The organism is Desulfitobacterium sp. LBE (assembly GCF_007830365.1).
Taxonomy (GTDB): domain Bacteria; phylum Bacillota; class Desulfitobacteriia; order Desulfitobacteriales; family Desulfitobacteriaceae; genus Desulfitobacterium; species Desulfitobacterium hafniense.
This window is the reverse complement of record NZ_VLKD01000001.1, coordinates 81,828-106,154: the sequence shown is the minus strand read 5'-3', so window position 1 is coordinate 106,154 and position 24,327 is coordinate 81,828. Positions and strand designations below refer to the sequence as shown.

Below are 24,327 nucleotides of genomic sequence, written 5' to 3'. Positions count from 1 at the left end.
GTGAGCCAATGGCGCAAAATTTTTACCTTAAGGGACTGGAGCAGCGATCCACCAGATAGATTAAGGATTGGTAGCTGATGCCACTGTGAGCGGATAAGCCGATCTCACAAGTCCGGCTGTTGGAATATCCTCCGGCGCAATTATCCGGTAGGGCTCCATTAAGTCCCGCCAGTGCGGCATCGTTTAATTCCGGGTAAGTAAACCCTTTATCTCCGGCAAAACCGCAGCAATGAACATCATCGGGAATGATTACTTTTTCAGCACAAGCCTCGGCAAGGGCTTTGAACTTTTCACTCAGACGCATTTTAACCGAGCTGCAGGTAACGTGAACGGCAATGGTTTCCCGTGCTTTCTTGATCTTTAAGCGATGGAGCAAAAAGTCATGGGTAAATTCTACGGATTCATGAAGCTCTATACCTGATGTGAAGGCTCGTTTCATACGGTAAAGGCAGGGGCTGGTATCGCAAACGATGGGGTATTTGCCATTCTCGCTGGCTTGGAGCAGAACTTTTTCCAATTCTGCGCTTTTTTCATCGGCAATATCAAAAAATCCTTTGCTCTCCCAAGGCATGCCACAGCAAAGCTTATCCAACCCCGGCGGAATAATCACTTCATAGCCAGCTTTGGCAAGCAGAGAGCACATCACTTCATTAAGAGGTCTTTGATCCTTGTCCTTACGGGCCGGTCCCATGGAGCGACTGATGCAGCTGGGGAAATACACGACTTTCAGGACTTCACCCCCTTGAGCCGAGGCAAAGGGCGGCCGGGGCTTAACCTTGCCCTTGCCTTTACTGGGCATCCATTCATTCCATAAGGGGATCTTGCTCTGGGAGACGTCCCGGGCTGTTCTGGCCATGCCGCCTAAGATGCGCGTGCCCAAAAAGCCATGGACTCCATCTACGGCACCTAAGCCAAAGCGCATAATGCCGGTTACCCCGTTCATATTCTTGGCCAGGGCCCTTGCCACCTTGCGGGTTGCCGGTGTAATAGCCCGAGAGCGTAAGTATTTGGTGTTATCCCCTGTATTGATGTTAAGAGGGCATGACGTGGCACATAACCCATCGGTAGCACAGGTGGCATTGCCGGCATAATCATAATCCCTGAGCAAGCGCATCAAGCGTTGCGGCTCCCTGCCGGTTCGCTTCAAGTCGGAGATCTCCCGTTGCAGGATAATACGCATCCGGGGGGTGGTGGTGAGATGCTTGGAAGGACAGATATCCTGGCAGAATCCACAGTTGGTGCAGCGGTCAATGGTTTCATGAGAGGCCGGCATGGCCTTCAAATTCTCCAGATAGACATTCTTGTTGTCATTGATAATCACACCGGGGTTTAAGAGATTATGGGGGTCAAAAGCCGATTTAATCCGCTTCATCAGCTCATAAGCCTTGCTTCCCCACTCCAGCTCCACAAAGGGGGCCATGTTGCGGCCTGTGCCATGCTCAGCCTTCAGGGAACCATTGTATTTCTTCACGACAAATTCATTGACCTCATTCATCAATCCCTCATAACGGGCGATCTCTTCGTCACTGTCAAACTTAGGTGTGAAGATAAAATGCCAGTTGCCATCCAGAGCATGGCCATAGATAATCGCATCGGTATAGCCGAATTTATTGAGACTATCCCGCAGATCGGCAGTAGCTTCGGCTAAGCGCTCCAAAGGAAAGGCCACATCTTCGATCAGAACCGCCGTACCCTGGGCACGCACACCTCCTACGGCGGGGAAGATGTCTTTGCGAATCTTCCAATAGGTTTCATATTCTGATTTCACTGAAGTAAAGCTGATCGGGAAGATGGTCGGTATATCTTCCAGGACAGCGGTGGCGTTTTTAATCCGCTGCTCCAGTTCCTCAGGATTGGCTCCCCGGACTTCGACTAAAAGTGCTGTTGCCGTATCGGAAAGAGTCTTCAGATAATCCGGCATTCCGGGAGCATCTTCCACAGAGCGCAGGGAAGGCCTATCCATCATCTCAGCCGCCGCTACCAAATCCCGATCCAGTTTCATCACGGCACGGCAGGCATGATCCATATCCGGATACATAATCAAGGCTGAAGCTTTATGGTCATAGTCCACAACGGTCTTGTAAGTAATTTCAGAGATAAAACCCAAGGTCCCTTCCGAACCAATCAGAATATGTTTAATGATCTCGATGGGATCCTGAAAATCAACAAAAGCATTGATACTGTAACCCGTGGTATTTTTAATCTTATATTTCTTTTTAATCATGGCCACCAGATCAGGATCGGCATTAAGCTCGTCACGTATCTCTTCGATCTGCCGGATCAGCTCTCCCTTGCGTTCCCTGAAATATTGCCGCGAGGAGGAATCCCCTGTATCCAACACCGTTCCATCATCGAAGATAATCCGCATTTCATCCACGGTCTTGTAGCTGTTATCCGAGGTGCCGCAGCACATACCGCTGGCATTATTGGCAGCGATGCCGCCGATCATGCAGTGATCGATAGATGCAGGATCCGGGCCGATCTTGCGTTTATAGGAGCGAAGATAGCGATTGGCCTCCACGCCGAGAATCCCCGGCTCCAAGCTGATCTTTTTGCCATGGTCATGAATTTTATAGTGCCGCCAAGAGCCTTGCAGCACTAACAGCACAGAATCCGTAAGGGCTTGTCCGGAAAGGCTGGTGCCTGCTGTGCGGAAAGTGACCGGTATTTTCGTCCGCTGCGATAAACGCAGAATCTCCCCCATCTCTGCATCATTGAGAACCCGAATCACAATTTTGGGAATGAGGCGGTAAAAGCTCGCATCAATTCCATAACCTAAAGTATAGAGAGGATCGATAAAAATCCGCTGATAAGGTACGAATTGAGATACCTCCCGGTAAAAATCCTGATATTCTTGAGGAAGCTCTTTCAGATCCTCTTCCTTCTGTTTCAGATTGCGGGGATCACTGGGGTTGACATAGTAATTCAGGGGGCGTGTTCCGCTTTGCCAATGGGTCATGACTTCACGTCCTTTCTTACAGTTAGGTTAGTGTTTACAGAATTTTGGTCTGAGATTCTATTTCAGCTCAGTTTATTTAATTTCGTTAGGTTTAATCATTCTCCTTTTAATAAAATTGTTTTTTTAGATTTTTCCTAAATAAAACGACAAAATTACAGGATAATTGGCATTCCTAGCGAAATGTATTAAGAATATTTACAATTTTTATAATACAAAGGGCTTATTAAACACTTTCTTCAGCAAAATATACAGAATTGGAGGTTTGTCTTTTGTTTTTGTGGAAAACCCTGAAACATCACAGCATCGCAGCAATAGGGCTGCTTTATTTCATCAGTAGATTAGTTTATACAGACATTCAATGGGTTATCCCATCCCCTTATTTCCTTTTTCTTCATACTCTTCTCGAGTTCTTCAGCATTATTGTATCCTTTACTATCGCCTTGCAATGCTTAGCTTCTTACCCCTATACTAAATCGGACCGCAAGTACCTTCTTGGTATCATCTTTATGTCGGTGGGCCTCTATGATTTAATGCATGTCTTAACTTATAAAGGCATGTTTCTCAACTCCACAGGAGCAAGGTCAACCTATTTCTGGTTAATTGCCCGGCTGACCGAGGCAATTGGTCTTTTGATTTACATATTAAATCGGGCTCCGAAAAAAAGAGTTTCCAGAGTTCTTGGCTCTGTCTGTTTAACGATTATTTTGATTGTCATTATGAAATGGGGAGCTTCTTTACCTGCTATACTGACTCCCGACGGCGGGTTAACTCCTCTCAAAATAGCTGTTGAATATTTTGTGTGCAGTTTGAATTTTGCAGCACTTTTCATATTAATTCACAAATCTCACAGCGAAGAGGTGCCGAAGCGCTCCAACCTTTCGAATGCCTTGCTTTTGCTCCTCATTAGCGAATTATTTTTCACAATATACAATAATATCTACGATATAGATAATGTGGCAGGGCATATCTTTAAATTCCTGGGATATATCTTTATCCTCAAAAACATACTGATTAAAAACTTACACGAACCATTCAAAAAAATCGCATCAGGTTTTCAATATTTTAATACAGTCTTTCAGTTTGCACCGGTTGGTCTCTCTATTATCAGAATATCGGATAATCAATTTTTAGAAATAAATCATTGCTTTACCAATTACCTGGGGCTTTCAGGCGAAGATGTGATCGGCAAAACTCCTCTCGAAGTAGGGTTCAATGCAGCAGACTGGACAAAAATCCTCGACTATGCCAAAAACAACAAACCTCACTCGGGGGCAACGGCCCTTGGCAATATAGAAATCTCTCTGGAGAGGGAAGGAAGTATCACTGGTATTGCGGCGATTTCTGCTGAAACCATCCAGCTGGGCCATGAAGAATGCATCTTAATGTCGCTCACGGATATTAAGGAGTTAAAAAGCTTGCATACGGAGATGGTCCGGCTGGACCGCCTTAACCTGGTAGGTCAGATGGCTGCCGGTATCGCCCACGAAATCAGGAATCCCATGACCACAGTCCGGGGATATCTTCAGCTCATGGGGGAAAAAACTCAGGATATGGGGCAAAAATCAACCCTCCACTTCATGATAGAAGAGCTGGATCGGGCCAACACGATCATCAAAGAATTTCTTACCCTGGCCAAAAGCCATAAACCCAATTACCAAATCTTTAACCTCAATACATTGCTGCAAAACCTGCATCCCCTGATTGAGGCCGATTCTTTCACCCAAAACAAACAAATCCGTTTTACCCCCGGAGATATCCCCGATATCGAGATCAGCCCCAAAGACATTACCCAGATGGTCTTAAATATATGCAGAAATGGCCTTGAAGCGATGTCTGAAGGGGGATGCCTGACGATCCAAACTTATAAAAAAAACCATACTGTTGTTTTAGCCATTAAAGATGAGGGCCATGGCATACCCAAAGAATTATTGGAAAAACTAGGCACCCCGTTTTTTACCACAAAGGAAAGCGGAACAGGCTTAGGGTTATCCATATGTTATAAAATAGCGAAATCCCATAACGCCAGGATCGATGTCCTTTCCAGCCCTGAGGGCACCCAATTTCTGATTAGTTTTCCTTTGCAGTCCATACTCATCTCTTCCGATTAGTATAGCGAGGCCAAGTCCTAAAGATGACGAAGCGCAGCAATCTGCCACTGCTGCGCTTCCTTGTGTCTTTTGTTGAGTTATCTCAAGGCTTTCTCAAGTATCTCATTTAACCGGCTGACCATGCTCCGGGGATCCACGATGATTCCCGCTGCAATCTGGGCATTGGCAAAAAGCTGCTCAGCGGCCAAAGGAGCAAAGGAATCTTCCTGCTTTCTTAAACCGTTGAGACGCTGGATCAGAACATGCTTGGGATTGATCTCCAGAATTCCGGCCGGAACGTCCTGCAGGTCCCTGTTCATCAGCTGCATCATCCGCTGCATGCTGTGGGTACCGTAATGACTGAGGATGATGGCCGGACTGTCCACCAAGCGCTTGGATTCACGGACTTCCGTCACTTTCTCCCCCAGCACTTCCTTAAGCCAGTCATTAAATTCTTTAAGCTCCTCTTCTGATAAAAGCTTTTCCTCTGCCGAGGCCCCATCCTCATCAGCAAGGTTAAGGTCCCCATGATCGGCGGACAGCAAACGCTTGCCGTCATATTCCCTGATCATATCGAAGACATAGTCGTCGATGCCATCATAGGTATAGATGACTTCATAGTCTTTGTTTTTAAAGACCTCTAAATAAGGACCCTCCTCGATAATCTGCCGGGTCGGACCGTTGATAAAGTAGATCGCTTCTTGTCCTTCCTTCATCCGGCCCACATAATCCCCTAAGGATATCAGCTCCCCTTCTCCCGTCTTCGAGGACTCAAAGCGCAGCAGCTTCAGGATCTCCTGACGATGGGTAAAGTCGTTGGCAGCCCCTTCCTTAAGGAAAATACTGAACTCATTCCAGAATTCCTTAAAGATCTCGGGTTCGTTCTTCGCTTGATCATCCAGGAATTTCAGGAAGCGGCTGGTCACCACCTTATTCAGTTTGGCGATCAAGGCGCTGTCCTGCATGGTTTCACGGGAAATGTTCAAGGGAAGTTCTTCACTGTCCACCACGCCCCGGGCAAAACGCAGCCACTCCGGAACAATGTCCTTGGCTTTTTCCTGAATGAGGACTTTTTTGCAATAGAGGTTGACCCCGGCCTCCATCCGTCCAAAGCCGAACTTTTCCATATTGGATTTAGGAACGAACAGCAATGCATTGAGGTTAATGGGAGCATCTGAGGAAAAATGCATGCGCATTAAAGGCTCGTCATAGGCATTGGCGATATACTTATAAAACTCTTTGTACTCCTCTTCAGAGATCTCATTCTTGTTCTTCGTCCATAAGGCTTGAACTGTATTGATCTTTTCCTCACCGACATAGACGGGATAAGGCACAAAGCTGGAGTACTGCTTAATAATGCGCTTCACGGTATCGGCCTGGGCAAAGGAATGAGCATCTTCTTTCAGGTGAAGGGTAATGCTGGTTCCCCGGGGCAGATCCATTGCTTCAGAAATACTGTAACTGCCTCTTCCGTCGGATTCCCAACGATAGCCCTGGGCATCAGGTTCATAGGAGCGGCTGGTAAGGGACACCTTATCCGCCACCATGAAAGCCGAATAGAAACCGACCCCAAACTGACCAATCAGATTGACATCCTTCTTATCCCCTGCTTCCGCCAAACGCTGCACGAAAGCTTTGGAGCCGGAATGGGCGATGGTCCCTATATTCTCAATTAAATCCTCCTTGGTCATGCCAATACCGGCATCGGCAATGGTTAAGGTCTTGGCGTTTTCATCGGGAGTAATGCGAATTTCCAGGGGAAGCTCTTGATCCTTGACATTTTGTCCGGATAATTGCATATACCTTACTTTTTCTGAAGCATCGGCAGCATTGGAAATCAATTCACGCAGAAAAATCTCCCGATCCGTATAAAGGGAATTAATGACAATATCGAGCAGCTGCCTGATCTCTGTCTGGAACTCTTTTGTTTCAATCTGACTCATTGTTTTAAACCCTCCATATTAATCCAATAGTATACAATAAATATTTTAATCAAATTTGGTCAGAGGTCAAGCCTTTATTGTCAATGGTCTCAGGCCCTTTTAATGGCCCTCTATAGTGTCCCCCTTGCTTTTGGCAGCAAAAAAGCAATCCTCAAGGACTGCTTTTCTCTGTATTTTGGGTTAGATTTCCTCTGGAAGGTTGCGCCTGCTGTAAACAATTCTGCGAACTTCCATGATGTCGTCGATCACCACATAAAAAATGGTGTAGTTTCGGACATAGATGCGGTAGTATGGGTATTGGCGCTCTTTTGCAGAATGGTATTGTTCAAACGCCTCCGCACAGGAAAGCCGGCCCCGGATAGCCTGTTGCACATCGTCCACAAGGGCGTCTGCCACCATTGGATTCCGCAAACGTCCCGCGATATAGTCCACGATTTCGTTCAAATCGTCCTCAAACAGCTGAAGAAATCGCAGCTTATAACGTTTTTCGTTCATGAATGCGACCCCTCACTCTGCTGAAAACCTCATCTTCCGTGTAGCGGGTGCTGTCCACTACCGCGGCTTTATCCGCCTCATCCAGTTTTAATTCGATTTCATCTGTCAACGCGGCGTATTGTTCCAGACTGAGCACGACCATAGAGCCGTAACCGTTCTTAGTGAGATAAACCGGATCGCCTTTTTTAACGGTTTCCTCAATTTCTGTGAACTTATTTCTTAAATCCGAAACAGGTCGAATAGTAATCATATCGCATCCTCCTTCTGTTGAAATTGACGGCTTACTATCTGGCGTTATTTTATCATAATTTCGCCATCTCATCAACAGCTTTTTGTAGACGGAGGATACACGGCAATCTCCCCCATTCGTTTCATCATCCTCTCCACTATCCCTTACCTTCACAAACTGAAAAGTCAGACGTCAAGAGCTTTGAAAAACCAGCCACACCCAGCCATAACAGAGCAAATTTGCCTTCACTATGCTAAAATAAAGGAGGTCTCACACTACGACGATTACATAACCCATTCCATAACCATTAGGAGGAATCATTCATGACCTATTGGCCTGTCTTAAACAGCGCTCTCACAGCCCTTACCGTCCTTATCCTTGTTTTTCTGCTTATTCAGTTTTTCAGATTCCAACGGGAGAACTCTACTCACGCTCTACATACCAAACTTCAGTCCTTGGAAAACCAAATAACCCAATTAGAAAAAAACCTGGAACGCCAGGAACGCCTTTGGCAAGGGGAGTTTGCCCGCAACCGGGAAGAGCATAATACCAACTCCCGGCAAGGGCGTGAGGAAATGAGTCACGCCTTAAAACGTTTCAGCGACTCCCAGCTCACCCAAATGTCGGAAATCGCCACTCTCCAGCGCAGTCAACTGGATATATTCTCTAAGCAGCTCAACAATCTCTCTCAAACCAATGAGCAGAAGCTGGAACAGCTGCGCCAAACGGTTGAGGAACGGCTGCGGCTTATTCAGCAGGATAATGCTCAAAAGCTGGAGCTGATGCGGGTTACCGTGGATGAGAAGTTGACCAGTACCTTGGAACAGCGACTTGGTGAGTCCTTCAAAATGGTGAGCGACCGGCTTGAACAAGTCCACAAAGGCTTGGGCGAAATGCAGACCTTGGCTTCCGGTGTCGGGGACCTGAAAAAAGTCCTCACCAATGTCAAAACCCGGGGAACCTGGGGCGAGATCCAGCTGGGCAATCTCCTGGAACAGCTCCTGACCCCTGATCAATATTCGATCAATATTGCCACTAAAGCCGGGAGCAAGGACCGTGTGGAATTCGCCATCAATATTCCGGCTAAAGACGGACATGACCGCCTGGTCTATCTCCCCATCGATGCCAAATTTCCTCTGGAGGATTACCATCGCTTATTGGATGCCCAGGAACAAAGCGATCTTCCCCGGATCGCCGAAGCGGAGAAAGCCCTCGAATACCGCATCAAAACGGAAGCCAAATCCATTCATGAAAAATACGTGGACCCTCCCAACACTACGGATTTTGCTATCCTGTTCCTGCCTGTTGAAGGTCTTTATGCGGAGATTCTCCGCCGCCCCGGGCTCTGTGAATTGCTGCAAAGAGAGTATAAAGTGGTTATCGCCGGTCCCACCACCTTAGCCGCTCTGCTTAACAGCCTGCAAATGGGCTTTCGAACCCTGGCCATCGAAAAGCGCTCCAGTGAGGTTTGGAATCTCCTGAGTGCAGTCAAGACGGAGTTCGGCAAGTTCACGGAGATTTTGGAAAAGACCCAGAAAAAGCTCCAGGAAGCCAGCAACACCATCGAGACCGCCACCCGGAAATCCCGGTCCATCGGCCGGAAGCTTAAAGAGGTGCAGACTCTGCCTGTGGAGGAGAGCGCGGCCTTGCTGGCCGCCGGAGAAGAGGAGTAGGTCAAAACAAAGAGCCGCTGCCCGAGGAACATATTGTCCTCCGGCGGCGGCTTTCTGTCTGGTAAGCTTCTACATACTCTGACCCATTTCCCTTTTCCCGGCAGCAGAAGCGCCGGGGGCCGTTCCTTTCCCCTCCCGGACCAGAAGGCTGTACAATACCGGAACCACCACCAGGGTAAAGAGGGTGGAAATCAATAATCCGCTCATCAAAGCCACGGACATAGGGGTGAACAGATCGCTTCCGGAAAAAGCCAGAGGAACCAGACCGATGACCGTGGTCACCGCTGCCAGAATAATGGGCCGGTAACGGCGGTTGACCGCAAAATGGCAGGCCTCATCGATGGACATTCCCTCTTCCCGGGCCAGATTGATAAACTCAATCAGCAAAATAGCGTTGCGGATGACCAGTCCCATCAAGCTTACCACCCCGACCAAAGCCGTAAAGGATAAGGGCTGGGCGAAGAGCATCAACCCTGCCACCACTCCAATCACGGATAAGGGAATGGTGATGAAGATAATCGCCGGCTGCAGGAAGGAACGAAACTGGATCATCAAAATCACGTAGATGAGGAACAAGGCGAAAATCGCCGTGGTCCCCAGACTTCCGAAATTATCCTTGATATCTTTGGCTTCTCCCTCATAGCTCACCGTAAGCCCGGAGAAATCAAAACCCGATTGCGTCAGCCGCTGTTTCAAGGTATTTTCAATGGTTACGGCACTGAATCCCGGCTGCACTTTTCCGGAAATCGTCACCGCCTGAACCCCATCATATTTATTAATCGTGGGCACAGTGGCTTGGAGGTGGATGTTTCCTAACTGCTTAAGCAGGATTTTATGACCGGCCAGGGAGGATTTGATAGCCAGGTTTTCCAAATCCTCTTTGCTCTTCACATCGCTTTGAACCAGGATCGGGTACTCATTGCCGGCGATGCGGAATAGAGATGCTTCGGCACCGCTCAAAGCAATATTGATCTGTCTTTGGATATCGTAATTGGTGATGCCCATAGTCGTAGCCCGTTCCGTATCCACATCCACCACAAATTCGTATTCACCGGCGACATAATCGTCCGCCACCTTCATGGTTCCGGGAATCCCCTCCAGTTCCCGGCGGATTAAAGCGACCCCATCCCTGACCTGCAGGGGATCGGCGCCGCTGACCCGCACCTCCAGGGGATCTCCCGGCATAGCTTTTTCCAACAACAGCACATTAGCCGAGCCACCGATTAAATGCTGATCCAATTGCTCCTGAAGATGAAGGGCCAGGTCTTCATTATTGGCGAATTCCCCTTTGGCCAAATCCACCTTGACCATGATTTGGCCAAAATCTTTAGCAGGAGTCGCCTTAGGCAGTGTGATATAGAATTTGGGCAGACCGCCTCCCAGAGCAGTGGAATAACTGATGATCTCCTCATTTTCCTGGAGAATTCCTTCCACTTGTTCCGCCAACCGGGCTGTAGCTGAGATGTCGGAGGCATTTTCCGAATAGAGGTTAATATAAAAAACATTCTTATCCGCTTTGGGGAAAAACTCAATCTGAAGCTGGAGGGCACCGTAACCAGCGATGGCAATCAGCAAGATGGCTGCACACACCGTGGACTTTTTGTATTGCATGCCGATTTGCAAAGCATACCCATAAACACGGCGCAGGGGAGTCCGTTTGTCATCCTCTTTCTTCAACTTGTCAAAGAATAGATAAGCCAGGACGGGAGTCACGGTAATCGCTACCAAAAAGGAAGCGCTCACGGCAATAATCACCGTCTGGGGCAAGCTCCTCAGAAATTCTCCCGCCGGACCGGGGACAAAGAGCATGGGGGAAAAGGCGGCTGCGATGGTAAGGGTGGCTGAAAACACAGGAATCATGGCTTGCTTCATACCGCGGATGCAAGCCTCCATCTTCTCCAATCCCTGATCGATATGCACCTGAATGGCATCGATAATGACGATAGCATCATCCACCAGAATGCCCAGGGCTAAAATGAGACCGGCAATGGATATTTCCTGAAGCTGTATCCCCAGAAGATGCATGGCAATAAAGGTAATGACAATGGAGAGAGGAACTGCTGTGGAAGCTACTAAAGCATTCTTGAAGCCCATCCCCAAAAACACCACGATCAGCACCAAAGCCATGCCTTCCAAAAGATTCTTAAAGAATTCAGCCACACTCTTATCCACATCTGTGGGCTGATAAACCACCTCATCAACGATTAATTCCGGGGGCAGTTCCGCTTTCAGCCGGTCCAGCTCCGCCCGGACATCCTCGCCGACCAGCAGGATGTTGCGGTTCTCTTTGAAAAAGCCGCTCAGCATAATGGCATTTTGTCCGTTGTGCTTAAGCTGATAATCGGCATCCTCAATATCCCAACGGATGTCCGCCAGGTCTTGCAAACGAATGGGGGCCCCGGTTTCAGCAGATACATCGATGATCATATTCTCCAAATCGCTGAGTGATGTAAAAAGACCGGGGGAGCTGACATTGACCTTCACCCGCTGATCGCTTAAGGAACCTGAAGGAATCTGCAGGTTCTGAGCCTGAATCAAGGATACCAGTTCGTCAAGAGAGATGTTGTACTTGTTCAGTTCAGCTATCTTCACTTCAATGCGGGCCGCTTTGTTTTGAACGCCGGTCACGGTAAAGCGGGAAATGCCATCAATCTTGGCCAGTCTGCTTTTAAATTGCTCAGCATAATCGGCAAGCTGCTCATAGGTATACCCTGCCCCGGAGAGGCTGATGATCATCCCCGCCGTTTCGGAGAGCTTGGTGTCCGCTTCAATGTCAAAGCACTCGGCGGGAATTTTCCCTTGAGCTCCATCCAGAATCTGCCCCAGCTCGTTCCAGGCCTCTTTCACGTCCACGTCATTGTGAAGCTCCAGGACAACTACAGAAAGGCTGTTTTTGGTGATGGACTGGGAGGTCTTATAGCCCGGGACTTCCCGGATCTCATCTTCAATCACCCGGGTCACCAGCTTTTCCACGTCCTCAGGAGCTGCTCCGGGATAAATGGTGGTAATGACGGCAAAGGGGGCGGAGATATCCGGGCTCTCCTGCTTGGGGACTATATAATAACTGTAAATTCCCAAGGCCATGGTGAGGATGGTGAAAAAGATGGTAAAACGCCAGTTGCTGATAATGTGGTAAATGAGTCCTTTCTTATTGTTCATGGGAGGTGCCCTCGCTTTGAATCCTGACTTTCTGTCCTTCCTTTAAACTTTTCATCCCACTGAATATATAATGTTCCCCTGGCTTTAAGCCTTCTACCCGGACATTAAACCCTTGGGTATCCATTAACTTAATATTCCTCTTCACCGCCCGCTCCTCTTCAACCAGAAAAACATAATCTTCACCATCATTGAGAATGCAGGCTAAGGGAACCCATATCCCCGCTGCCTCACCTTGGGCAAACTTCACCTCGGCTGTGGCCCCAAGATAATATTTCTCACTGGGAAAAGACTCGGTAATAAGAATTTCAGCAGTATAAGTGCGGGTTTGAGGATCCGGAACGGCTTCCAGCCGTTCAACATGTCCTGTTCCCTTTTGCCCATCTAAAGTGATTTCCACCCTATCCCCCACCTTGACCTTCTGAACATCACTTTGAGACAGACCCACCGTTACCTTCTGTTCAGGGGAGCGAATGACCACCACTGGATATCCGGCGGCCACTACTTCGCTTTCCCGGAAAAGAATATCCACCACATAGCCTTCATTCTGAGCATAAAGCTGTGCGTCATTGAGCTGAATCTGCTTGGCTTCCAGCTCAAGCTGAGCTTGCTGATAGGTTGCTTCCTTCACATCCAAATCCAGCTTAACCTTAATAAGATCTGCTTCCGGCAGAGCCCCTGCTTCATGGAGCTTTTCTAACTTCCCATAGTTATCCCGGGCTTCCGTATAGGCCTTCTCCGCTTTAGTGACATTAAGCTGAGCAGCTTGAACCGCTAAGCCATACTCCGCGGTATCCAAAGCAGCGAGCTGTTGGCCCGGCTTCACCAAAGCTCCCTTTGCCACGGCAATATCCGTGAGTTTTCCCGGAATTTTAAAGCTGTACTTTTTCAGTTCGCCGGCAGAGGTAAGTCCTGTATAGCGCAGGTCCACCGGATAAGCCCCTTCCTTAGCTTCTTGCACTTGAACCAGATGTTCCTTTTCCGGAGGGGTTACCGCAGCCGCCTGAGTGCACCCTCCCAACATCAATGTCAAACTCATGACCAGCGCCATAAACGATCCAGTAGGCTTAGACCTCATCTTTATTATCCTCCCCATGATTAAGAATTCCGTAAAAAACCAGGTTTTTCATTTGCTCCAGCAGCTGTTTGATGGTAATATCCTGAGATTCCAGCATCTTGGGATCAGCCGGCATCATGAACAGGTTATGAATCATGGACACGATGATCGCCGGGTTAAGATCCAGGCGGATTTTTCCCGTAGCCTGCCCCTCTTGGATCAAGGGATAAAAAATCTCTTGCCGGAACTCAGCCAATCTTTCAATCTTTTCTTTTTCTTCCGGATAATAACGGTAGAGTTCATCCACCAGCCGAAAAGGAATATCCTCCGGAGTGTACATGGTCAGCATGGCTTCAAACTTCCCCAGCCATGTGGAATAACCGCTGATGGCTTCCATAAATGTCTTTTTCTCCACCTCGACGATATTGTCCACCAACCGGCTGATCAATTGGTTTTTAGAGGCAAAGGATTTATAGATGGTCTTTTTGCTGATCCCTAATTCGCCGGCCACATCATCCATGGTGAACCCCCGTAACCCATAGCGTTGAATCAATTCATAGGCTTTCTCTAAAATGCGGTCTCGCAACCTGATTCCTCCCTGCGGAAACTAATTCAGTGTCTTTAGTTTCCTATACAACTCCTTTTCTGTCAAGAACAATATGAAAGAAAAAAGATGCAGCAACTGCATCTTCTCCACTCATTGACCTAGGGACTGGCTTTTGCCTCGCCCTTCTTCGAGCACTTCCCCATTAAGAACCCAATAATAATTCAGGTCTTGGACGCCAATCGGCTCTCCACCATGTGGTTCAAGCTGGATTTGACCCCTGGGTTCCCGATGAAGGCCCCATCTGAACAGTATTTTCAACCAATCCTGAAGAATCCGTTCTTCCTCACTCTGGTCGCTTTTTCCTTTTACATTTCCTTTAAAGTAAAAATTTCTTCCACAATATTTTTGGATAATGGTATTCCAAGCCAGTATAAAATTCGGGGCATTTGTACCGACAATGCCTTCCTCCCAATTCTTAAGCAATTGTTCCCGCCCCTGGGCGGACGCTTTTCCTGAACAGGATAAAAAGAGCACTTCGTAAAGCCCGCTGAATTGCTGTGCATAATGCATATACTCCCGCTTAGCCCGTTCAAAACTGTGGGGATGCATCACAAGGCTGGCGGCCCCTTGGGAAGAAGGAGCCGGTTTAACCGGTACATGCTTCGCTTCTTTTTTGGTAAGGATCATCTCCAAAGCTGGGGTCTCTTCTTTAGACCGCGACCCTGTTTTCATGGTTTTGGGATGTTTCTGACCAGGGGTATAGCGCCTCGCGAAGTAAAATAAGAGGATAATTCCGATGGCTACCACGACACTTTCCCAACTTCCCATACTCTTCCCCCCTGTCCATATGTTCCTGGGCCGTCTGTTTCATCTTATTCAGATGGACACATTTTTCTTCCTGATCGTCAAAAATTGGCATAGAATCAAAATGACATATTGCCCCAATTTTCTTTGTTTCTTGTCACACTCAAGTATATCTTAGCAAATATCGATAAACTTGTCATCTCAATTAGTGGTGCAGACGGCATTGGAGTTTGGCTTATGCTACCCGGCGATACTTTCACCCTTTGCTGGTGCCGCCACAACATGGAGCTTGCTCTGGATTGTAATAACTTAACCGGGCTTTGCCCGCTCATTGTTCTCGAACTCAAACTTCAGCTTTCCTGAAGAGGGATCTTCCCAAACAAGATAAGCCGCGAAGCTTTTGCCATTTTTAGAGCGAAAACCTTTGATTAAATTCGTTTTTCCTTTTTTTAATAAGCTCTTGACCTGAGCAGGTGTCAGTACCTTGCCGCAGATGGGATTCTTCCAAAGAATAAAGGGACAGCCATCTTTCCAGTTTTGGCAGCCATAGCCCTTTTCCCTCTCCACTACCCCGCCTCCGCAGCTGGGGCAGATCCCCAAATTATCCCCGGCAGCCGAAGCTGGACGCTCTTGCCCAACCTTTGCACTCTTTGCCTGAGTTTGGGGCTCTCGGGGTTTCCTCTCTGAGTTGCTTTCCCTTTTGCGGCCGTGGGCACCCGGCTTCTGAGGGGCAAAAGCCAGCGGTTTTTTGCCCTGGGTGGCTTCATAGTGGCGCAGCTCTTCAATGATACCCCGGATAGCCTCTTCGACTTTCTCCATGTACCGGCTTAAAGGCATCTCCCCCCGTTCGACCTGGGCCAATTCATATTCCATCTGTCCGGTCATTTCGGCGCTGATCAGCAATTGAGCCCGGGGTAAGCGCTCTTTAATTAAGCGAATAAGCTCTGTTCCTTTTGCCGTCGGCATAAGCACCTTCTGCTGCTGCAGAAGATACCCCCGGTCCAGGAGGTTCTCAATAATTGCCCCTCGTGTCGCCACGGTTCCCAGCCCTTTTCCCTTTAATTGCCGGCGCAGGGTCTCATCCTCTACCTCCTTGCCGGCTCCTTCCATAGCTTTAATCAGATCGCCCTGGGTATAGCGCTTGGGGGGCTTGGTCTCCTTTTGCAGAGCTTGACAGGACCGGGTCTTGACCTCCTCATTCTCATGCAGCAAGGGGAGCTGGAGTCCGGACCCCTCCGTATGCTTTTCAGTATTCTCGATCTTCTTCCATCCCGGTTCCAGCAAGGTTTTGCCTTTGGTCAGGAAGGACTCCTCTTCCACTACCGTAACGACCTCTTTTTCCGCATAACGGGCCGGGGGAAACCAAATGCAGAGAAAACGCAGGACAATCATCTCCCAAATTTTCCGTTCATCCGGACTCAAATTCAGAGCCGCTTTCTCAGTGGTAGGAATAATCGCATGGTGGGCCGTAATCTCATTGATAACCCTTTTTCCCCCGGGTAAGGGACTGTTAAGCGCTTCCTTAACCCATTCTGCAAAGGGGCTTTGCTGCAAAGCCTGCAGATGGGCCTTCAGTTTGGGGAGCATGTCGGGGGGTAAATAATTGCAATCGGTTCTGGGGTAGGTTATGGCTTTCTTTTCATAAAGGGACTGAGCAATTTTCAGCACTTTTTCCGCTCCGAATCCGTAGCGCCGGGAAGCACTGACGGTTAGAGAGGTTAGATCGAAGAGCAAGGGATGAGGCTCCTTCGTCTCCTTATCTTTTACGGAACGAATTCTGCCCGGTTTTCCTTGAACTTTAGCAACAATCTCTTTGCCCCGGTCCAGGTCCAACATCATTTGCTCGTTAGCGGTTTCCTGACTTTTGTCACGTGGGCTCTTGATAGCGGGGTCAAACCATTTTCCCTTATAAGAGCCTTGCCCACTTGCAAATTCCGCTTCCACTTCCACATAAGCAACCGGGACAAAATTCTCGATCGCCCATTCCCGCTCCACCACCAAGGCCAATGTGGGAGTTTGAACCCGGCCGATGGAGATGACATTAGGCTTTTTGCGCACCGGATCAAAACTGCCAAATAGAGCGGTGAACCCTTCGGTCAAATTCATGCCAAAATCCCAATCTCCATAGGAACGCCCATACCCTGCCTGAGCCAAGCCCTCCACCTCGCCAACGGGGCGCAGTTTGCTCATCCCCTCACGAATGGCCTCTTGGGTCAAAGATGAAATCCAGAGCCGGAAAAGAGGCTTCTTGCTGCCTACAGCGTCCCATACTTCCTGAAAAAGCAGTTGCCCTTCCCGATCGGCATCCGTCCCGCAAATAACCTGCTGCACCTCCGGGGACCTGAGCAAGCCCTGCAGCACTTTAAACTGCTTGGCAGTGCCGGATTTTAACCCATACTGGAATTCCCCCAGCCGGGGAAGCACGGGGAGGCGGCGGATGCTCCAGCGCTTGCCCACTTTAGGGAGATCCATATAAGTCTCCGGCGCTTTCAGTTCAAACAAATGACCGATACACCAGGAAATAATATATTCATCGTTCTCAAAATAGCCCTCCCTTTTGCCCTTTACACCAAGAGTCTTGGCATATTCCCTGGCTTGGGAGGGTTTCTCGGCTATGATCAAGGTCTTACCCATGGCTGCACCTCTTCTCCATCATCCAATTTATTTCCATTCCCTTGTGATGTTTTCTTTTTTATCCTGGGCACTTTGCCTCTCAAATCCTCGTAATAATAATACCTCATTAAGATACTTTTGTATGTTATGAAGATCTGATGAGGCACATATCTTTGCCAACAAATCTCCTTGGGAGCAATTCATATGCACTTCTCCTCTCTCTTTTTGGACCTTTCATGTAAATTTACATTTTTAATCCAATTTTAATCTGGGCTTAAGAAGGTTTTTGCCTTCCATGTAGAATTAGACTTAAGTAAAAATATGTACGTCGACACTTGTGAGTTCACCAAAAAGGAGTTGGCAGGATGGATAAAATAATTGAGGTTGTAGATTTGCATAAGAGCTATGGTCATGTTCAGGCGGTTAAGGGGCTCAATTTTTATGTGGAAAAAGGCAAATTATTTGCCTTTCTGGGGCCCAATGGTGCCGGAAAATCGACGACAATCGATATCATCTGTACTTTTTTAAAACCGGACCGGGGACGGGTCGTTGTGGACGGCTACGAATTAGGCAAAGAGGATAATAAAATCCGCTCCGTGATTGGTGCGGTATTTCAGGATGGCCTCCTGGATCCGCTGCTCACGGTAGAAGAGAATTTGCAGATCAGGGGCGGTTTCTACGGGCTGAAAAAGGCGGTTTTGGCTGATTCCATAAAATCCATTGCGGCCCTTACTGGGGTAACTGAATTTTTGAAGCGGCCCTATGGCAATCTTTCCGGAGGCCAGCGCCGCCGGGCGGATATCGCCCGGGCCTTGGTTAACGCACCGAAAATTTTATTCTTGGATGAACCCACCACAGGGCTGGATCCTCAGACCCGTAAGAATGTCTGGGAAACCATCCAGAAAATGCAGAAAGAAAAAGATATGACCATCTTTCTGACCACCCACTATATGGAGGAAGCTGCCGAGGCCGATTATGTTATAGTGATCGACAACGGCGAAATCGCCGCTAAAGGAACACCCACAGAGTTGAAACGGGACTATGCCAGTGACCGGCTTAAGCTTTCTTATCACGACAAAGAAAAGCTAAGCACAGCTCTTCAGGAAATGCACATCCCTTACCACCAGGTTGCCGATCAAATCATTATCGAACTCTCATCAACCCTGGAGGCTTTGCCGATTCTGGCCGGATGCCAAGCTTATCTCACCGGCTTGGAAGTCAGCCATGGTACCATGGACGATGCCTTTATTAAGATCACCGGAAAGGAGATAAGAGAATGATCAACTTTATGCTGCGCAATCTGAAAATCTTCTTCAGAGATAAAAGTGCGGTTTTCTTTTCTCTGCTGGCGGTTTTTATCATTATCGGCCTCTATGCCCTTTTTTTAGGAGATGTTTGGGCTGAGGATTATTCGGATATAGAGAATGCCCGTTATCTTATGGATAGCTGGATCATGGCAGGATTGCTGGCTGTCACTTCCGTGACGACGACCATGGGGGCCCTGGGCATTATGGTGGCGGATAAAGCTAGAAATATTATCAAGGATTTTCAATCATCCCCTGTTTCGAGAAGCGCCCTGGCCGGTGGCTATATTTTAAGCGCTTTTGTCATTGGGGTCATCATGAGTGTTGTGGCCTTGATCTTAGCCGAAATTTACATTCTCGCCAATGGCGGGGAGCTGCTGACAGGGACAAAGGCTCTGCAGGTGCTGGCGCTTATTCTGCTCTCCTCTCTGGCCAGCACAGCGATCCTGTTTTTTCTGGCCTCTTTCTTCAAGAGTCTCAATGCTTTTTCTACGGCCAGCACCGTGATCGGAACCTTGATCGGTTTTTTAACCGGTATCTACTTGCCCGTTGGGGTTCTGCCGGAAGCAGTACAATATGTGGTAAAGATTTTCCCAATTTCCCATGCTGCCGTGCTCTTTCGTCAGATCCTTATGGAAGCACCCCTACAGGAGGCTTTTGCCCAGGCCCCGGCAGAGAGTCTGGCAGAATTCAAGACCCTGATGGGCGTGACTTTCCGTTTTGGGGACACTCTACTTTCTCCTCAGGGAAGTATTTTAGTGTTGTTGGTTACAGCAGGACTTTTTTATGGTTTGAGTATCTTAAATTTGTCTCGTAAACGTAAATAGCAACTATGATTAAGAATAAAAAACACTCATCGTGGGAAATTAAATAAGAGTTCAGGGAAAATCCCTGAAACAAATTTTAAATACTAAAGGAGGGCAAAACAATGCCTGGACGTGTAGACAAAGTGGATTCCCATCTTCAAGGAGTTAAATGTGTTGTAAATACCTGCCACTATTGGGGAAATGATCACTGTCATGCCCAAACCATCGAAATTCAAGCTCCCAATGCAAAAACCACTGAAATGACGGACTGTGCCACCTTCGTTCCCAATGGAAACATGCGTTAGGCCATTTAAGATCAATCAACCATCCTGAGATGCAAACACCCAAAGGGAGTGTCGCGAAGCTGCTTGAAGCAGCGGTTGACGCTCCCTTTTCCTTAGCTATTCATCTTTTTATCCCCTGCCAGCAAAGGCAGATAGTATTTTTTGGCTAAAAGAGCCGCTCCGAAATTATAGAGGAAATGAGCGTATACCGTAGCCCAAAGGGTTCCCGCCAAGCCATAAAGGAGGCAAAGAAATACGCTGATCAGGAAAGCGGCTCCCATCAGGAGGGGTTTCTTAAGATAGCGGAAGTGCATTCCCGTAAAAATAAGGCTGGTCAATAGGATACCGTACAAGGGGCCAAGGAAACCTGCAAGCCCTGTCTGGATAACCCCTCTGATCAGCAGCTCCTCAGAAAAGGCCCCGATGATAAACATGGGAAAAAGGAGTTTTGCCGGTAGTTCCACTAAAAGACGGTTAATCCCACCATCATCGAAAGCATCGGGAGAGAAAACTTTCCAGGCCAGAATTTGCAGGCCCATCATAGAAAGAGCCACTGCCGTACTCAGGCACCATATGCTCCAGTTGCTGTCCCAGACAAAAAAATCCTGCCAGGAATACCCTTGGCGCAAATAGAAAAACCAAAGCAGGAATCCTCCCAGAAGCAACGAGAGCAGCTGAGTGAGCCAAAATGACGGCAGCAAAGCCTGACGCAGCTTTTCTTCATATTGCACCTTTTTCTGATGTTCCTCTTTATATTGCTCCTTTTCCTGATGCTCCATCGTTTCCACTGAATACCCTCCTACTACTGCCTGCCTTATCACTATTCATGTGCTCCAATGACCTTCATCAGCTCAGCTTATCCTATAGTTTATCCTATAGTGAACAAGATAAGTTTGCAAGACTTGCCTTTCTCCGGGTGAGTTATTATGATAGAAGAAGAATTTTATGATGAAGGGTGATACCGTATTGGCTAAATTAGAGCTGATTGCCACAAGTGCCTTTGGCATTGAATCCATAGTAAACCGTGAACTCCATAATCTGGGCTATACCGAAACCCAAGTGGAAAACGGCAAAATTACCTTTGCCGCCAATGAGCTGGGAATTTGCCGGACCAATCTGTGGCTGCGTTCAGCAGAGCGGGTCCTGCTGAAAATGGGCGAATTCAAAGCAACAACCTTTGAGGAGCTTTTCCAGCAAACCAAAGCCCTGCCCTGGGAGGAATGGCTCCCCGTCGACGCGGAATTCCCTGTGGAAGGAAAGTCCATCAAATCCAAGCTCTTCAGCGTTTCCGATTGCCAGGCTATTGTCAAAAAAGCTGTCGTCGAACGGCTCAAAGATGTTTACGGCATCAGCTGGTTTAAAGAAACCGGCCCCAAGTACAAAATCGAAGTCGCTCTTTTAAAGGACGTCGTCACCCTTACCATTGACACTTCCGGCGCCGGGCTGCACAAGCGGGGCTATCGCCGCTTAGCGGGGCAAGCCCCTTTAAAAGAAACCTTAGCCGCCGCTATGATCAATCTCAGCTATTGGAAAGCAGACCGCGCCTTAATTGATCCTTGCTGCGGCACAGGAACTATTCCTATCGAAGCCGCTATGATCGCTCTTAATCGTGCACCAGGCCTAAAGAGGGACTTTATCGCTGAGAAATGGCCCAATATTAAGGAAAAACTCTGGCGGGAAGCCCGTGAAGAGGCTGAAGACCTCTATGATCGGGATCAGGCGCTCCATATTTATGGTTCGGATATCGATCCCAAAGCCCTTCAGCTGGCCCGGGCTCACTGTGAAGATGCCGGACTGACGGATAAAATCTTCTTCCAACGCTTGCCTGCTGCCGAAGTCCGCTCCCGGTTCCAATACGGCCATCTGATCACGAACCCTCCTTATGGAGAGCGTTTGGGTGAGGAAGAGGAAGTCAAACAGCTCTATAAAGATCTTGGCGAGATCTTCAAGAGCTTGGCAACCTGGTCCTTGCATATGATCACCACGGATAAACATCCCGAGCTCCTGATCGGCCGCCGCTGGGATAAGAGCAGAAAGCTTTACAACGGCCGCTTGGAATGCCATTATTATCAATTCTTCGGACCCAAGCCGCCAAGAAGTCCGCGGCCTGAGTAACCTGCCTTTAAATTATGTTGGACTTGTCTGCGCTTTCGAATATGTCTATAATTATCTCCTTCTAAATTGGCAAAACTAGACATAGAGTCTTGTAGCCGAACTATGGAGGTGGTAAGATATGGACAAGAATAGTCCTCAAGAGGAGGGTCAGCAAATGCCTTCATTAGCAAAAAAAGAAGTAAATACATATAAGGGTTTGTCTTTATCTGAAAAAAAACTAAAGGAGATAACGATAAGCCCTAAAATTAAAGATGGCAAAGTGCAATTAGACAAAAACAATCCCGCTCATCGTTACATTCATGAGGATTGATTGAATCATGAACCTTAGTGTTGGAGATATCTTTTGGTTAGATGTTGAATTCGAAGATGATCCTGATAGCAGCAAAAGAAGACCAGCCATAATTGTTGGTGGTACTGCAGATGAATTATTTGTTTTAGTTTCAACAACTTCTCAAGCACCAAATAATCCACCATCCTATTACGATCAATTTAAGGTCCCCATTTTAAATTGGCGCAATAATGGATTTACTAAGCCATCGTGGGTAAAAGGTCTATTTTTATTGAGATATTCCAATGAGTATCTTATGGGTAAAATTAAACCTGAGGACTATATTATAAAGATGGACGAAAACAGCTTTAATTACTTGGTAGCTGAACTTGAATTAATTCATAAAGAAAGATAGGACGCCTGGCTGAAAGGCACCCTATCTTTTTTGTTTTACTCCAACGATTACCCTACACACAAATCTTCGTTAAGATGATAAATCGCACTGGTGTATTTATCCCGGTCAATGACAAATTGCATATTGACCTGACGCAGGGATTGGGACACACAGTTCACATTAATATGATTCTTCGCTAAACTGCTGGTGGCACGAGCCAAAATATTGGGAACGGCAATATTCGAGCCGATCACGCAGACAATGGCCGCCGGCAGAATGGTTACGGTCTGATAAGCTCCCTTCAGCTCCGCCATCAGAGCTTCGTTCAGATCGTGCTCCCAGATCACCAGGGAGATGCTGTTGGCATTGGTGGCTTTCATGATATAACTTACGGAATAGTTCATGAACATCTCCATGATCTGCTTATCATAGCCTGCTTCCCCCACCATTAAGGAGTCATGGATTTCCACTACCACCACTTTGTCCGAACCGGCTATAATCTCAATTTTGGCCTCGGGGCCAATATAGTCTTTGGAGATAAGGGTTCCCGGATGATCCGGCTCGAAGGTGTTCTTCAGGCGCAGATTAATCCCGGCCATTTCCAAGGGTTTGGAGGCGTTGGGATGGATGGCCTCCATGCCTATATCCGCCAGCTGATCCGCAACATCATAATTAGTCCGCCCTACGGGGATGGCCTTTTCTACCCCGACAATCTTCGGATCGGCGGAGGATAGATGAAACTCCTTATGAATGATCGCTTCATCCGCATGGAGATGAGTGGCAATCCGGGAGAAAGTGATCTCCGAATAACCCCGTTCAAATTGGCGCATAATCCCTTCTTTGCCTTTGGTATACCCGGTGACGATAACGATCTCTTTGAATGGGTCCACTCCCCGGAAAGCTTTGGCGATCCGCTCATCAATGGTGAGCTGGCTGGAATCCCGGAGGCCGGTTAAATCCACAAGGCGGGCGGGTATGCCGCGGTTCTGCAGAATGTTCACGGAATTGAAAGCCGAATGGGCTTCTCCCAAAGAAGCCAGCAGTTCCCTGGCCGCCGAGAAAATATTCTCCCGATCTACATAACCGGAGGCAATGATTTCATGCATACTATGCAAATAGGACTTGGTCTGCTGGATCCTTGAGCCCAGGAACTCCTTGGCCGCTTCATAATCCAAACCGATGTTCACAAATCTTTCGTTAACCTTGAGGAGATCCTGCAACAGGACATTTAAAGCTTCTTCGCAATCTTCCCCATTGACAAAATGACGATAAATTCCCGGAGCCTTTGTCTTTTTATCCTCCAAAAGCTTGTTGGTCACCCCTGCGTAAGCGGAGACAACAAACACTCTGCCAAAGCTGAAACGCTGTGAATCCGGTTCCCCAATAATATTTTTCAAGACATCTTCGAATTGGGACATAGAAGTGCCCCCGATTTTTTCTACCGTTAACATACAACACCTCATCAGTATTAAGTTCTCTGTTAAATAACACTATTCACCATTATAATACAGCGCTTCAAGAGCAACAAGCTAAAATTTCGTTTATTAAACTGGCCAACTTTCCAAAATTAAAAATTACCATATATTAGAAATA

General features: G+C 47.7%; 19 protein-coding genes. 8 read left to right on the top strand and 11 right to left on the bottom strand.

Translation table 11 applies throughout. From position 1 onward, the window contains the following. Positions 1 to 22 precede the first annotated feature (22 nt). Positions 23 to 2,959 (bottom strand): FAD-binding and (Fe-S)-binding domain-containing protein, encoded by a 2,937-nt coding sequence (locus tag DESLBE_RS00490; protein WP_144674799.1) that lies wholly within the window; start codon positions 2,957 to 2,959, stop codon positions 23 to 25. Between the two features lie 269 nt (positions 2,960 to 3,228). Here DESLBE_RS00490 and DESLBE_RS00485 point away from each other — a divergent pair, with 269 nt between their 5' ends. After that, positions 3,229 to 5,067: an MASE3 domain-containing protein gene (locus DESLBE_RS00485; RefSeq protein ID WP_144674798.1), complete on the top strand. Its 1,839-nt coding sequence runs from the start codon at positions 3,229 to 3,231 to the stop codon at positions 5,065 to 5,067. Positions 5,068 to 5,144: 77 nt separating this feature from the next. Here DESLBE_RS00485 and htpG read toward each other — a convergent pair whose 3' ends face one another. From htpG to DESLBE_RS00470, 3 genes are all read right to left on the bottom strand, one after another. Further along, entirely contained in the window at positions 5,145 to 6,989 is a 1,845-nt protein-coding gene (gene htpG, locus DESLBE_RS00480; protein WP_144674797.1) for a molecular chaperone HtpG, read from the bottom strand. A gap of 180 nt (positions 6,990 to 7,169) precedes the next feature. Beyond that, the gene (locus tag DESLBE_RS00475; protein ID WP_144674796.1) at positions 7,170 to 7,484 is read right to left on the bottom strand and encodes a type II toxin-antitoxin system RelE/ParE family toxin; all 315 of its coding nucleotides are present in this window, start codon (positions 7,482 to 7,484) and stop codon (positions 7,170 to 7,172) included. Then, positions 7,465 to 7,734, bottom strand: coding sequence for a type II toxin-antitoxin system Phd/YefM family antitoxin (locus DESLBE_RS00470; RefSeq protein WP_144674795.1), 270 nt, complete (start codon positions 7,732 to 7,734; stop codon positions 7,465 to 7,467). Before DESLBE_RS00470 ends, DESLBE_RS00475 begins: the two co-directional genes overlap by 20 nt. Positions 7,735 to 8,036: 302 nt before the next feature. Here DESLBE_RS00470 and rmuC point away from each other — a divergent pair, with 302 nt between their 5' ends. Next, on the top strand, positions 8,037 to 9,386 hold the full coding sequence (gene rmuC / locus DESLBE_RS00465) for a DNA recombination protein RmuC (protein WP_018211379.1): 1,350 nt from the start codon (positions 8,037 to 8,039) through the stop codon (positions 9,384 to 9,386). Between the two features lie 69 nt (positions 9,387 to 9,455). On the opposite strand, the gene DESLBE_RS00460 is transcribed toward rmuC, so the two are convergent. The 5 genes from DESLBE_RS00460 to DESLBE_RS00440 form a co-directional block, all read right to left on the bottom strand. After that, on the bottom strand, positions 9,456 to 12,545 hold the full coding sequence (locus DESLBE_RS00460) for an efflux RND transporter permease subunit (RefSeq protein WP_144674794.1): 3,090 nt from the start codon (positions 12,543 to 12,545) through the stop codon (positions 9,456 to 9,458). Continuing rightward, entirely contained in the window at positions 12,535 to 13,620 is a 1,086-nt protein-coding gene (locus DESLBE_RS00455) for an efflux RND transporter periplasmic adaptor subunit (protein ID WP_005812710.1), read from the bottom strand. Before DESLBE_RS00455 ends, DESLBE_RS00460 begins: the two co-directional genes overlap by 11 nt. Beyond that, positions 13,610 to 14,185 carry a TetR/AcrR family transcriptional regulator gene (locus tag DESLBE_RS00450; protein WP_018211377.1) on the bottom strand — a complete coding sequence of 192 codons (576 nt, stop codon included), beginning with the start codon at positions 14,183 to 14,185 and terminating at the stop codon, positions 13,610 to 13,612. The genes DESLBE_RS00455 and DESLBE_RS00450 overlap by 11 nt, the downstream gene beginning before the upstream one ends. A gap of 111 nt (positions 14,186 to 14,296) precedes the next feature. Beyond that, entirely contained in the window at positions 14,297 to 14,974 is a 678-nt protein-coding gene (locus DESLBE_RS00445) for a hypothetical protein (RefSeq protein ID WP_144674793.1), read from the bottom strand. Positions 14,975 to 15,259: 285 nt separating this feature from the next. Continuing rightward, positions 15,260 to 17,584 (bottom strand): type IA DNA topoisomerase, encoded by a 2,325-nt coding sequence (locus DESLBE_RS00440; RefSeq protein WP_144674792.1) that lies wholly within the window; start codon positions 17,582 to 17,584, stop codon positions 15,260 to 15,262. 344 nt (positions 17,585 to 17,928) lie between these two features. Here DESLBE_RS00440 and DESLBE_RS00435 point away from each other — a divergent pair, with 344 nt between their 5' ends. The 3 genes from DESLBE_RS00435 (at position 17,929) to DESLBE_RS00425 (ending at position 19,978) form a co-directional block, all read left to right on the top strand. Beyond that, a complete protein-coding gene (locus tag DESLBE_RS00435) occupies positions 17,929 to 18,843 on the top strand; it encodes an ATP-binding cassette domain-containing protein (RefSeq protein WP_144674791.1) in 915 nt (304 codons plus the stop codon). Then, entirely contained in the window at positions 18,840 to 19,694 is an 855-nt protein-coding gene (locus DESLBE_RS00430) for an ABC transporter permease (RefSeq protein WP_144674790.1), read from the top strand. The genes DESLBE_RS00435 and DESLBE_RS00430 overlap by 4 nt, the downstream gene beginning before the upstream one ends. A 101-nt stretch (positions 19,695 to 19,795) precedes the next feature. Then, positions 19,796 to 19,978: a DUF1540 domain-containing protein gene (locus DESLBE_RS00425; RefSeq protein WP_015944492.1), complete on the top strand. Its 183-nt coding sequence runs from the start codon at positions 19,796 to 19,798 to the stop codon at positions 19,976 to 19,978. A gap of 92 nt (positions 19,979 to 20,070) precedes the next feature. Here the strand turns inward: DESLBE_RS00425 and DESLBE_RS00420 are convergent, their stop codons facing one another. Continuing rightward, complete coding sequence (locus DESLBE_RS00420) at positions 20,071 to 20,736, bottom strand: CPBP family intramembrane glutamic endopeptidase (RefSeq protein WP_144678590.1); 666 nt, start codon at positions 20,734 to 20,736, stop codon at positions 20,071 to 20,073. Positions 20,737 to 20,902: 166 nt separating this feature from the next. On the opposite strand from DESLBE_RS00420, the gene DESLBE_RS00415 reads away from it, so the two are divergent. The 3 genes from DESLBE_RS00415 to DESLBE_RS00405 all read left to right on the top strand — a co-directional run bounded on the left by DESLBE_RS00415 (position 20,903) and on the right by DESLBE_RS00405 (position 22,755). Then, positions 20,903 to 22,072 (top strand): class I SAM-dependent RNA methyltransferase, encoded by a 1,170-nt coding sequence (locus tag DESLBE_RS00415; RefSeq protein WP_243131199.1) that lies wholly within the window; start codon positions 20,903 to 20,905, stop codon positions 22,070 to 22,072. Positions 22,073 to 22,190: 118 nt separating this feature from the next. Further along, complete coding sequence (locus DESLBE_RS00410) at positions 22,191 to 22,382, top strand: hypothetical protein (protein ID WP_072774539.1); 192 nt, start codon at positions 22,191 to 22,193, stop codon at positions 22,380 to 22,382. A 7-nt stretch (positions 22,383 to 22,389) separates the two neighbouring features. Further along, positions 22,390 to 22,755, top strand: a complete 366-nt coding sequence (locus DESLBE_RS00405; RefSeq protein ID WP_144674789.1) for a type II toxin-antitoxin system PemK/MazF family toxin — start codon at positions 22,390 to 22,392, stop codon at positions 22,753 to 22,755. Between the two features lie 47 nt (positions 22,756 to 22,802). On the opposite strand, the gene DESLBE_RS00400 is transcribed toward DESLBE_RS00405, so the two are convergent. Further along, positions 22,803 to 24,185 (bottom strand): aspartate kinase, encoded by a 1,383-nt coding sequence (locus DESLBE_RS00400; RefSeq protein WP_144674788.1) that lies wholly within the window; start codon positions 24,183 to 24,185, stop codon positions 22,803 to 22,805. Between the last annotated feature and the right edge of the window lie 142 nt (positions 24,186 to 24,327).

What these genes read in the sequence shown, in the direction of transcription:
- DESLBE_RS00435 (WP_144674791.1), top strand. Translation starts at nt 17,929, where the DNA reads ATGGATAAAATAATTGAGGTTGTAGATTTGCATAAGAGCTATGGTCAT.
- rmuC (WP_018211379.1), top strand. Translation starts at nt 8,037, where the DNA reads ATGACCTATTGGCCTGTCTTAAACAGCGCTCTCACAGCCCTTACCGTC.
- DESLBE_RS00455 (WP_005812710.1), bottom strand. Translation starts at nt 13,620, where the DNA reads ATGAGGTCTAAGCCTACTGGATCGTTTATGGCGCTGGTCATGAGTTTG.
- DESLBE_RS00445 (WP_144674793.1), bottom strand. Translation starts at nt 14,974, where the DNA reads ATGGGAAGTTGGGAAAGTGTCGTGGTAGCCATCGGAATTATCCTCTTA.
- DESLBE_RS00410 (WP_072774539.1), top strand. Translation starts at nt 22,191, where the DNA reads ATGGACAAGAATAGTCCTCAAGAGGAGGGTCAGCAAATGCCTTCATTA.
- DESLBE_RS00440 (WP_144674792.1), bottom strand. Translation starts at nt 17,584, where the DNA reads ATGGGTAAGACCTTGATCATAGCCGAGAAACCCTCCCAAGCCAGGGAA.
- DESLBE_RS00400 (WP_144674788.1), bottom strand. Translation starts at nt 24,185, where the DNA reads ATGTTAACGGTAGAAAAAATCGGGGGCACTTCTATGTCCCAATTCGAA.
- DESLBE_RS00405 (WP_144674789.1), top strand. Translation starts at nt 22,390, where the DNA reads ATGAACCTTAGTGTTGGAGATATCTTTTGGTTAGATGTTGAATTCGAA.
- DESLBE_RS00430 (WP_144674790.1), top strand. Translation starts at nt 18,840, where the DNA reads ATGATCAACTTTATGCTGCGCAATCTGAAAATCTTCTTCAGAGATAAA.
- htpG (WP_144674797.1), bottom strand. Translation starts at nt 6,989, where the DNA reads ATGAGTCAGATTGAAACAAAAGAGTTCCAGACAGAGATCAGGCAGCTG.
- DESLBE_RS00425 (WP_015944492.1), top strand. Translation starts at nt 19,796, where the DNA reads ATGCCTGGACGTGTAGACAAAGTGGATTCCCATCTTCAAGGAGTTAAA.
- DESLBE_RS00475 (WP_144674796.1), bottom strand. Translation starts at nt 7,484, where the DNA reads ATGAACGAAAAACGTTATAAGCTGCGATTTCTTCAGCTGTTTGAGGAC.
- DESLBE_RS00460 (WP_144674794.1), bottom strand. Translation starts at nt 12,545, where the DNA reads ATGAACAATAAGAAAGGACTCATTTACCACATTATCAGCAACTGGCGT.
- DESLBE_RS00490 (WP_144674799.1), bottom strand. Translation starts at nt 2,959, where the DNA reads ATGACCCATTGGCAAAGCGGAACACGCCCCCTGAATTACTATGTCAAC.
- DESLBE_RS00420 (WP_144678590.1), bottom strand. Translation starts at nt 20,736, where the DNA reads ATGGAGCATCAGGAAAAGGAGCAATATAAAGAGGAACATCAGAAAAAG.
- DESLBE_RS00415 (WP_243131199.1), top strand. Translation starts at nt 20,903, where the DNA reads ATGATGAAGGGTGATACCGTATTGGCTAAATTAGAGCTGATTGCCACA.
- DESLBE_RS00470 (WP_144674795.1), bottom strand. Translation starts at nt 7,734, where the DNA reads ATGATTACTATTCGACCTGTTTCGGATTTAAGAAATAAGTTCACAGAA.